Annotated in this window: 7 protein-coding genes; 4 read left to right on the plus strand and 3 right to left on the minus strand. The window is 62.7% G+C overall.

The window, feature by feature from the left end; genetic code table 11:
• Both Y708_RS0104375 and Y708_RS22815 read right to left on the minus strand, forming a co-directional pair.
• A partial coding sequence (locus tag Y708_RS0104375; protein ID WP_253905682.1) for an MFS transporter occupies positions 1-1,243 on the minus strand: 1,243 nt, incomplete at its 3' end.
• 59 nt (positions 1,244-1,302) lie between these two features.
• Entirely contained in the window at positions 1,303-2,295 is a 993-nt protein-coding gene (locus Y708_RS22815; RefSeq protein ID WP_081746470.1) for a proteasome assembly chaperone family protein, read from the minus strand.
• A gap of 223 nt (positions 2,296-2,518) precedes the next feature.
• Between Y708_RS22815 and Y708_RS0104385 the strand changes: the two genes are divergently transcribed.
• The 4 genes from Y708_RS0104385 (at position 2,519) to Y708_RS0104400 (ending at position 8,281) form a co-directional block, all read left to right on the plus strand.
• Positions 2,519-4,069, plus strand: a complete 1,551-nt coding sequence (locus tag Y708_RS0104385) for a leucyl aminopeptidase (protein WP_028278986.1) — start codon at positions 2,519-2,521, stop codon at positions 4,067-4,069.
• A gap of 179 nt (positions 4,070-4,248) precedes the next feature.
• Positions 4,249-5,631: a dihydrolipoyl dehydrogenase gene (gene lpdA / locus Y708_RS0104390; protein ID WP_028278987.1), complete on the plus strand. Its 1,383-nt coding sequence runs from the start codon at positions 4,249-4,251 to the stop codon at positions 5,629-5,631.
• Between the two features lie 168 nt (positions 5,632-5,799).
• The gene (gene sucB, locus Y708_RS0104395; protein ID WP_028278988.1) at positions 5,800-7,674 is read left to right on the plus strand and encodes a 2-oxoglutarate dehydrogenase, E2 component, dihydrolipoamide succinyltransferase; all 1,875 of its coding nucleotides are present in this window, start codon (positions 5,800-5,802) and stop codon (positions 7,672-7,674) included.
• A gap of 175 nt (positions 7,675-7,849) precedes the next feature.
• On the plus strand, positions 7,850-8,281 hold the full coding sequence (locus Y708_RS0104400) for an OsmC family protein (protein WP_028278989.1): 432 nt from the start codon (positions 7,850-7,852) through the stop codon (positions 8,279-8,281).
• 96 nt (positions 8,282-8,377) lie between these two features.
• On the opposite strand, the gene Y708_RS28105 is transcribed toward Y708_RS0104400, so the two are convergent.
• A partial coding sequence (locus Y708_RS28105; protein WP_035775282.1) for a S41 family peptidase occupies positions 8,378-9,329 on the minus strand: 952 nt, incomplete at its 5' end.

Consider the following 9,329-nt stretch of genomic DNA (forward strand, 5'->3'; position numbering starts at 1 on the left):
CCCGAAGCGGCGGGACAATCACCGACTGCCTGGCAAGCTGTGCGCGTACCCGCCGCCGCAGGACAACGACAGCTACGGTTCCCACTCCCAGCACCACCAGTTGAACGGAGAAAGCGAGCCGGAAGGAATCAAGTGCGTAGAGATCCCCGCCGGAGAATCCACTCGCCAGCAGCAGGTCAAGGACCACGCCGATGGCAAACATTGTCACCAGCGCAGCGGTGAATCCGCCGATATTGACAATTCCGGTGGCGGTCCCAAGGCGGGAAGCGGGGTTGAAGGTCCGTGCAAAGTCAAACCCGATCATGGATCCCGGCCCACCGGCGGCCAGCGTTACCACCAGCACCACCAGCAGCCACAGCGGCGCATGTCCCGGATAGATCAACACCACCAACCAGGCGGTGAAAATCGCGGCCGTGATGGCAAGGACCATAGTGGAGCGTCGCAGCGGATGCCGCGCAACATAAACCCCCAGCAAGGGCCCGCACACGATGGCAGTCACAACAAAGAGGGTCATGAGCAGGGAGGCTGTGGCCGCCGGCAGGTCCTGGGCACTGACTAGATATGGATAGCCCCAAATGAGCACAAAAACGGTTCCGGAAAACTGGGTGGTGAAGTGGCACCACAGGCCGAGCCTCGTCCCGGGCTGCTTCCATGCCTGCGCAAGCGAAACCCCGGTCTGGCGCAGGCTGTCATAGCTGCGCTGGCCGGCCCCGTGGGGCTGGTTCCTGATCACGGCCGCGCCAAGCACAGCAGCAAGCACACCGAGGGCAGCTGCGGAAAGAAATGCAGGGCTCCAGCCGAAGCCCTGCAGCACGGCTAAGAAAGGGACAACGCTGAGGATCTGGCCAATCTGCCCCAGAATGCCCGTCCACTGGGTGAGTACGGGTATCCGGCGTGCTTCGAACCAGGCGGGGAGCAGACGCAACACCGCCACAAACGTCATAGCATCTCCGGCCCCCACGAGAAGCCGTCCGGCGATCCCGCCGGGCACGGAATCGGCAAACGCCAACTGTAGCTGACCGGCGGCCATCAGCACGGCGCCGGACACAATCATCACCCGGGAGCCGAACCGGTCCACCAGGACACCAACGGGAACCTGCAACGCGGCGTAAACCAGCAGTTGCGCCACCGTAAACACCGACAGCACTGACGCGGAAGCATCGAATCGTTCGGTGGCTTCAATGCCGGCCACGCCAAAGGAAGTCCGCTGCGCGACCGCGGTCAGGTAGGCGAAAATGCCCACGGACCACACGAGCCATGCGCGCCGGCCGACGGCCGGTGCTTCAGTCGAAGTTGTCAGGCCTACTGCTCTCCCGCGCTGCCTGGAAGATCGTCGTCCCGTGCGGGCCGGCCATTGTCTGGAGCCGAATCCGGATTTCGGAGCTCATCCTCAGCCTGAGGGCTGGCGAGGAAGGCCTCCACAGCCGAGCCAATCTCCTCAGCGTCGGCAAGTTCCAGGTTCTGCTTGACCAGTAACGACCGGCGCGATCCGTCGGAGCGCTCGTCGTACTTCTTTTCCAGGGATGAAACCACTCCCTGCACTTCGACCGAGCCGTCAACCTGGCGGGCGATCTGCCGTTCCACATCGCGTCCGGCCTCACGCAGCCTGTCCGTCGGAAGCACCCGTCCCACTGATGCGCCCAGGAATTCCAGGGCCGTGACGGCCGCTGGAGGATATTCTGCTTCGGCGAGGTAATGGGGGACGTGCACAACATAGCCGACGACGTCGTGGCCTGCTTCGATAAGCCGCAGTTCAAGAAGGTGTCCAACGGAGGCCTGAAGTTCCGCCGTTGGCCTCCAGGTACTCATGCCGTCAATAAGATCGGGGCGGTTGCCATGCACTGTGACCCCCAGCGGCCGGGTGTGCGGAACCGGCATCGGAATGGAGTGGACCCAGGAGACCAGCGGCACCTCAAGTCGTGTAACCAACTGCGCCACAGCCGCGGCAAACCGTTCCCATTGCAAGTCCGGCTCAAGGCCGGTCAGCAGCAGGAACGGCTCGCCCAGCCCGTCCCGCAGGAGGCGGAGCTCAAGCTGTGGTGGCTGGTAGCCGGTCAGGTGATCCTGCTCGAAGGTGATCCTCGGCCGGCGGCCCCGGTAGTCAATCAGTTGGTCGGTATCGAACTGGGCCACTAGATCGTGATCCAGCGAATCAAGAAGCTCGGTGCGCACCTGCGCGACGACCTGGCCCGCGTCGACAAATCCTGTGAATCCAGCGATCAAAGGTAGACCCCGCAGTGACGAGTCGTTGATGAGGGTTGCATTTTCGTTGTAGAGGCTTCGCGGCTCCAACATGGTTTCCTCCTCAATTCGGTGTATGCCTGCTGCGGATGCAAACAGCCTCAATCATCGCGTGTTTGAAGCTCATAGAGGTAACGCGATGGACACAGCTCTTCATTCCCGGCTCCATCACCCAGTGCATGTCGGACCGGGGGACTACGATCGTTAAGGGAGCGGGCCAGAGCACACAAGCGAGCAGTCCGCCATATCCAGCATCTGGAAGTGAGGAAAGACCTTCGTGATCAAATCCAGCGAACTCAACCTGACCGCAGTCGCCAAGGACCTTAAAAAGTCCGGCTGCGAAGCCCTGGTCATCGGCACGGGCCAAAGCCCGGACGGACCAGTGCTCCTCGACAACCCGCTCTCGGCAAAGGCCGCGCGGGCGCTCAGCGACAGTCTCCCCCTGTTGGGCGTGACAGGAGCCGCAGATGAAGTCCGGCGTCTTCCCGGCCTTCCGGAGACGGGCTCGGAGGTCCTGGTTCTGGTTGGAACCGGGCGCGCCGTCCAGGGCCGGCCACTCTCGGAAGAGACACTGCGCAGGTCCGCAGGATCAGCGGTCCGCCAGCTGGACGGCATCGAAAGCGCGCTCATTGCCCTTCCTGCCGCAACCGTCGCCGAGGCGGCGGCCGTGGCTGAGGGTGCAGCGATGGGGGCGTACTCCTACACCGAGCACTACTCGGCAGTTGGAGGAAAGGCGCCCCGGCCCTCCGCCAGAAGTCTCAGCAAAGTCACAATCTTCACCCCGGCGGCGCAGGACCGCACTCTCCGCGCAGCCCTCGACCGTGCCGCGGTACTGGCCCGCGGGGTCAACATCACCCGCACCCTGGTCAACCAGCCGCCCAGCCACCTCTACCCCGAGTCTTTTGCCCAGGCAGCCAGGGATCTGGCCAAGGGACTGCCCATCAAGGTCACAGTCTTCGATGAGAAGAAGCTGGAGAAGGACGGCTACGGCGGCATCCTCGGGGTTGGAAAAGGATCTGACCGACCACCGCGCCTCGTGAAGCTTGAGTACGCGCCGGCAAAATCCAAAGTCAATCTAGCCTTCGTTGGTAAGGGAATCACTTTCGATTCGGGCGGCCTGTCGCTGAAGCCCGGCCCCGGAATGCAGACAATGAAGCTGGACATGGCGGGCGCCGCCGTCGTTCTTAATACTGTCGTGGCCATCGCCGAGCTCGGGCTGCCCGTCACGGTAAGCGGCTGGCTGTGCCTCGCCGAAAACATGCCCTCCGGCACCGCCCAGCGCCCCTCCGATGTCATGACCACCTACGGCGGGCGCACGGTTGAAGTTCTCAATACGGATGCCGAGGGACGCCTGGTCATGGCAGATGCCCTGGCCGCTGCCAGCGAAGAGGGCCCTGACGCGATCATCGATATCGCTACGCTGACCGGCGCCCAGATGGTTGCACTGGGAAAGCGTGTCTCCGGGGTGATGGGAGACGACGGCGTGCGCGACGCGATCAAAGCGGCCGCAGACCGGGCCGGCGAACAGTTCTGGCCCATGCCCATGCCGGAGGAACTCCGTTCGAGCCTCGATTCCCAGATTGCCGATATCGCAAACATCGGGGAGAAGTTCGGCGGAATGATGACAGCCGCAGTGTTCCTGCGTGAGTTTGTCGGTGAGATCAACGGCGAAAAGATTCCCTGGGCACACCTGGACATCGCCGGCCCGGCGTTCAACGAGGGCGGCGCGCACGGTTACACGCCGAAGGCCGCAACGGGGGTTGGAGTCCGGACCCTGCTCGCCTACGTCGAGGACGTGGTGCGGAGACTGGACCGCGACGCGGGTTGACCCCGCATCACATCCAAGGGGTGAGACTGCACACATACGCGTGTGTTCTCCCCTTCATCAAGTGGATGGCGGTGTGATCTGGCGATAAGGTGAATCCAGATCACACCAAGCAATCCGCCAAAATCATCAACCGACGCGCTAACCCATGCGCGTCACAGATTACGCGAGGGAGCGTTCAAGTGGCCGAAACGGCAGCTGCGCAAGAATTCGACATCCTGGTACTGGGCGGAGGCAGTGGTGGTTACGCCGCCGCTCTCCGCGCCGTCCAGCTGGGGTTCACTGTGGGACTCATTGAGAAGGGCAAGCTGGGGGGTACCTGCCTGCACAATGGCTGCATTCCCACCAAGGCCCTGCTCCACTCCGCCGAAGTGGCGGACAGCGCACGGTCGGCAGAGAAGTACGGCATCAAGGCCACCTTCGATTCCATCGACATGACTGCCGTGAACGCCTACAAAGACGGCATAATCGCGGGTAAATTCAAAGGTCTCACCGGCCTGATCAAGTCCAAAGGCATCACTGTCATTGACGGTTTAGGCAAGCTCACGGGCAAGAACACCATTGAGGTCGATGGAACCACGTACACGGGAAAGAACATTGTCCTGGCGACCGGTTCCTATTCCCGCTCTCTTCCCGGGCTGGAAATCGGCGGCAAGGTCATCACCTCCGATCATGCGCTCACCATGGACACCATTCCTTCCAGCGCCATCGTCCTGGGCGGCGGGGTCATCGGCTGTGAGTTTGCGTCCGTCTGGAAGTCCTTCGGCGTGGACGTCACCATCATTGAAGGTCTGCCATCGCTTGTTCCCAACGAAGACGCCACGATCGTGAAAAGTTTTGAGCGCGCCTTCAAAAAGCGCGGCATCAAGTTCAACACGGGCACCTTCTTTGAGAAGGTCGAGCAGAATGACGACGGCGTCAAGGTCACCCTGGCCGACGGAAAGACCTTCGAGGCGGACCTCATGCTGGTCGCCGTGGGCCGCGGTCCTGTGACGGACGGGCTCGGCTTCGAAGAAGCCGGAGTGACCGTTGACCGCGGATTCGTGATCGCCAACGAACGACTCCACACCGGCGTCGGAAACATTTATGCCGTCGGGGACATTGTGCCCGGCCTGCAGCTTGCCCACCGCGGATTCCAGCAGGGCATCTTCGTCGCGGAAGAAATTGCTGGTTTGAAGCCGGTCATCGTCGAAGACGTCAATATTCCAAAGGTCACCTACAGCGAACCCGAGATCGCCTCGGTCGGTCTCACCGAAAAGGCCGCGAAGGAAAAGCTCGGGGAAGACCGTGTCCAGACGCAGGAATACAACCTGGCAGGAAACGGTAAAAGCTCCATCCTCGGCACCGCTGGACTGGTGAAGCTTGTCCGCGAGAAGAACGGTCCCGTGGTGGGCGTTCACATGATTGGAACCCGGATGGGTGAGCAGATCGGTGAGGCGCAGCTGATCGTGAACTGGGAGGCCTACCCCGAGGACGTGGCGCAATTGATCCACGCCCACCCAACCCAGAACGAATCATTGGGCGAAGCCCACCTTGCCCTCGCAGGCAAGGCCCTGCACGGCTGAACAGTGTTCAGCCGGCATCCCTGTTTGCCGACTGGTCGAAAGTACGGCGGCTTTCAACCGGTGCACTAAGCTCGCACATAAGTATCACTGGCAACCTTGGCCGACTGGTATACCTCGACGGAACCGGTCCGCGAAGGACAAGAACTATTTAGGAGAGACGGGGACAATATGTCTGAATCCGTGAACTTGCCAGCCCTCGGTGAAAGCGTCACCGAAGGCACTGTTACCCGATGGCTCAAGCAGGTCGGCGACCGCGTTGAGGTCGACGAACCGTTGTTGGAGGTATCCACCGACAAGGTCGACACCGAAATACCCTCCCCTGTGGCGGGCGTGATCGAGGAGATTCTCGTCGCTGAAGACGAGACCGCCGAGGTCGGGGCACCCCTGGTTCGCATTGGCGATGGGTCCGGCTCTGATGACAGCGGCGATGCCGGTGAGTCTGATGCCGGGGACACTTCGGACCAGGGCAAAACTGAAGCGCCGGAAGCGCAGGACGCCGATGATGCTCCGGCTGAGGAACAGCCGGACGCCCCTGAGGGTGCTTCCGAAGATCCAGACAAAGAGCCCTCAGATGCGGGTAACGGCACTTCCGATTCGGGTGATGCCTCCAGCGAAGGCGGCGGCGAAAGCACGGAGGTGACCCTCCCGGCACTGGGCGAAAGTGTCACAGAAGGGACAGTGACCCGCTGGCTGAAGGCTGTTGGTGACGACGTTGAGGTCGACGAGCCCCTGCTGGAAGTGTCCACCGATAAGGTGGACACCGAGATCCCGTCTCCTGTCGCGGGCAAGCTGCAGGAAATCCGGGTCAATGAGGATGAGACCGCCGAGGTCGGCTCAGTCCTGGCCCTGATCGGAGCCGGCGCTTCAGCTCCGGCAAAGGCCGAGCCGAAGGAGGCGGAGCCGGTTGCCGCTGCCCCGTCGGAGGACCGTGAGGAACCGGCAGAACAACCTGTTGCATCGGAAAGCCCTGCCGAGCCAGCGGAATCCGAGCCCGCGGAATCCAGCGACGCCGCAGAAGAACCACAGCCAAAGCAGGACAAGGCGCCTGAGGCGAAGAACGCCGGGGCATCTGACGCCGCAGGCGGTTCCGACGCCGCAGGCGGTTCCGACGCCGCAGGCGGTTCCGACGCCGCCTATGTCACTCCCCTGGTCCGCCGGCTGGCAAATCAGAACAACGTTGACCTCTCCTCGGTCAAAGGCACGGGAGTTGGGGGACGTGTCCGGAAGCAGGATGTACTCGATGCCGCGGAAGCTGCAAAGAAGCCTGCATCCGCGCCCACGCAGCCCAAAGGTTCAGCCCCGACACCTGCGCCTTCCAACCTTCGCGGAACAGTGGAAAAGGCACCGCGTATCCGGCAGACCATTGCCCGGCGCATGAGGGAATCCCTCGAGGTGTCCGCCCAGCTGACCCAGGTCATTGAAGTGGACATGACCCGAGTGGCGCGGCTGCGCACCTCGGCGAAGGACGGCTTTCAGGCCCAGAACGGTGCCAAACTCACTTTCCTGCCGTTTATCTCCAAGGCAGTTACGGAGGCGCTCAAACAGCACCCCAAGCTGAACGCGTCCTTCGACGAGGAGGCCAAAGAGGTCACTTACCACGACGCCGAGCACCTGGCCATCGCTGTGGATACCGAGAAGGGACTTCTGGTCCCGGTCATCAACGACGCCGGCAACCTGAATCTTGCCGGACTGGCGAAGAAGATCGCCGATGTTGGGGCGCGTACGCGCAGCGGCAAGATCGGTCCTGATGAACTATCAGGTGGAACCTTCACCATCACCAACATTGGGTCGGTGGGCGCACTGTTCGACACGCCCATCATCAACCAGCCGCAGGTGGGTATCCTCGGCACCGGTGCGATCGTCAAGCGCCCGGTGGTCATCACGGATTCCGACGGCGAGGACACCATCGCCATCCGGTCCATGATGTACCTGAGCCTGACGTATGACCACCGTCTGGTGGATGGAGCCGATGCCGGGCGCTTCCTGCAGTCGCTCAAAACTCGTCTTGAAGACGGTGCTTTCGAGGCCGATCTGGGGCTCTAGCCCGCGCACCACAGCATCTCGTAGGCGGCGTTCCTTCAGCGGAGGGGACGCCGCCTTTGCGGTGAACGAAGGACCACCCTGTGGCAGAAACGCCCCTATCCTCCCTAGGATGAGATAAAGCCGGGCGGACAGCCCTGCTTGCACGATCGACGATCAACCAACACAAGGAGAACTCATGGCTACCGTACGCTCAGCCCACACCGTCTGGACAGGTGATCTGTTCGCAGGATCCGGCCAGGTAACCCTGGACAGTTCGCAGCTGGGAACCTATGACGTCACATGGAAGGCGCGCGCTGAGGAATCCGGCGGCAAGACCAGCCCGGAAGAGCTCATTGCAGCGGCGCACTCCTCCTGCTTCTCGATGCAGTTCAGTAACCTGCTGAGTGAGGAAGGGAAAACCGCGGACCGCATTGAAACAAACGCGGAAGTAGACTTCCAGCCCGGCGAGGGGATCACTGCCATCCGGCTGACCCTCAAGGCATCCATCCCCGGAATCAGCGAAGAAGACTTCCAGCGGATCGCCGATCATGCGAAAACGAGCTGCCCGGTTTCACAGGCACTCACGGGCGTCAAGAACATTTCGCTGGACGCTGCGCTCGCTTCCTAGTCGCGCACTGTCACAACAGCGCGCACTCTCACAACGACGGCGGCACCTGAGGTGCCGCCGTCGTCGTGCGTTTAGGGCATCAAGCCCGGAGCGGCCTCAGCTTCCCGTGCGGGGTGGCAGCGGAGCCGGCCGCAGAGTGGGATAGCCGCTGCGTACTGGAGGGGTGTCGGTGGGCAGTTCCGCCAGCATCTCCCGGAGTATCCCCACCCCGTGTTCAAGCTGGGGATCCTCCCCCGCTGCGTAGGCGTGGGGGGGGAACGGCACCTCAATGTCGGGATCCACCCCGTAGTTTTCCACACCCCATTCAACTCCGCCCGTCATCCAGAACGCGTAGCGGGGCTGGGTTACGCCCGTGCCATCGGCAAGGCTGAACCTTCCATCGATTCCCACAACGCCACCCCAGGTGCGGGTGCCGATTACGGGGCCGATGCCTCTGAGCTTGGCCACCTGCGTAATGATGTCGCCGTCCGAACCGGCAAACTCATCGGTCAACACCACCACGGGTCCGCGCGGCGCGTGGGCCGGATAGGTGCCGGGCTGCTCCCCGCGCGGTGAAGACCACGCGGTAACCTTGCGGCCAATCAGCTCAGCCACCAGCTGCGAGGTGTGGCCGCCGCGGTTCCGCCGCACATCAATGATGAGCGCGTCACGCGCGGTTTCGCGGTCAAGGTCCCTGTGAAGCTGCGCCCAGCCGCGCGCAACCATGTCGGGTATGTGCAGGTAGCCGAACTTCCCGTCGGACGCATCATGGACTATGGAACGGTTGGCACTGACCCAGTTTTGGTATCGCAACCTTTCCTCGCTGCGCAGGGGGATCACTGCGACGCGGCGGACGGATGAACTGTCGTCGTCGTCATGGTGGCGGGCCAAGGTCAGCTCAACGGTTCGTCCGGCCGCCCCCGTGAGGAGAACGGCCGGGCCAAGTGCGGGTGGAACCGGCACCCCGTCGACGGCCACAATGATGTCGCCGGGCCTGGCGGCAACCCCTGGTGCCGCCAGCGGCGACGCCGCCTGCGGATCGGACGATTCACCGTCGAAGATGCGGCGG

The sequence above is a fragment of the Arthrobacter sp. H5 genome, assembly GCF_000520595.1.
In the GTDB taxonomy this organism is placed as follows: Bacteria; Actinomycetota; Actinomycetes; order Actinomycetales; family Micrococcaceae; genus Arthrobacter_D.

Coding starts and splice junctions, on each gene's coding strand:
- Y708_RS22815 (WP_081746470.1), bottom strand. CDS start 2,295: ATGTTGGAGCCGCGAAGCCTCTACAACGAAAATGCAACCCTCATCAAC.
- Y708_RS0104400 (WP_028278989.1), top strand. CDS start 7,850: ATGGCTACCGTACGCTCAGCCCACACCGTCTGGACAGGTGATCTGTTC.
- sucB (WP_028278988.1), top strand. CDS start 5,800: ATGTCTGAATCCGTGAACTTGCCAGCCCTCGGTGAAAGCGTCACCGAA.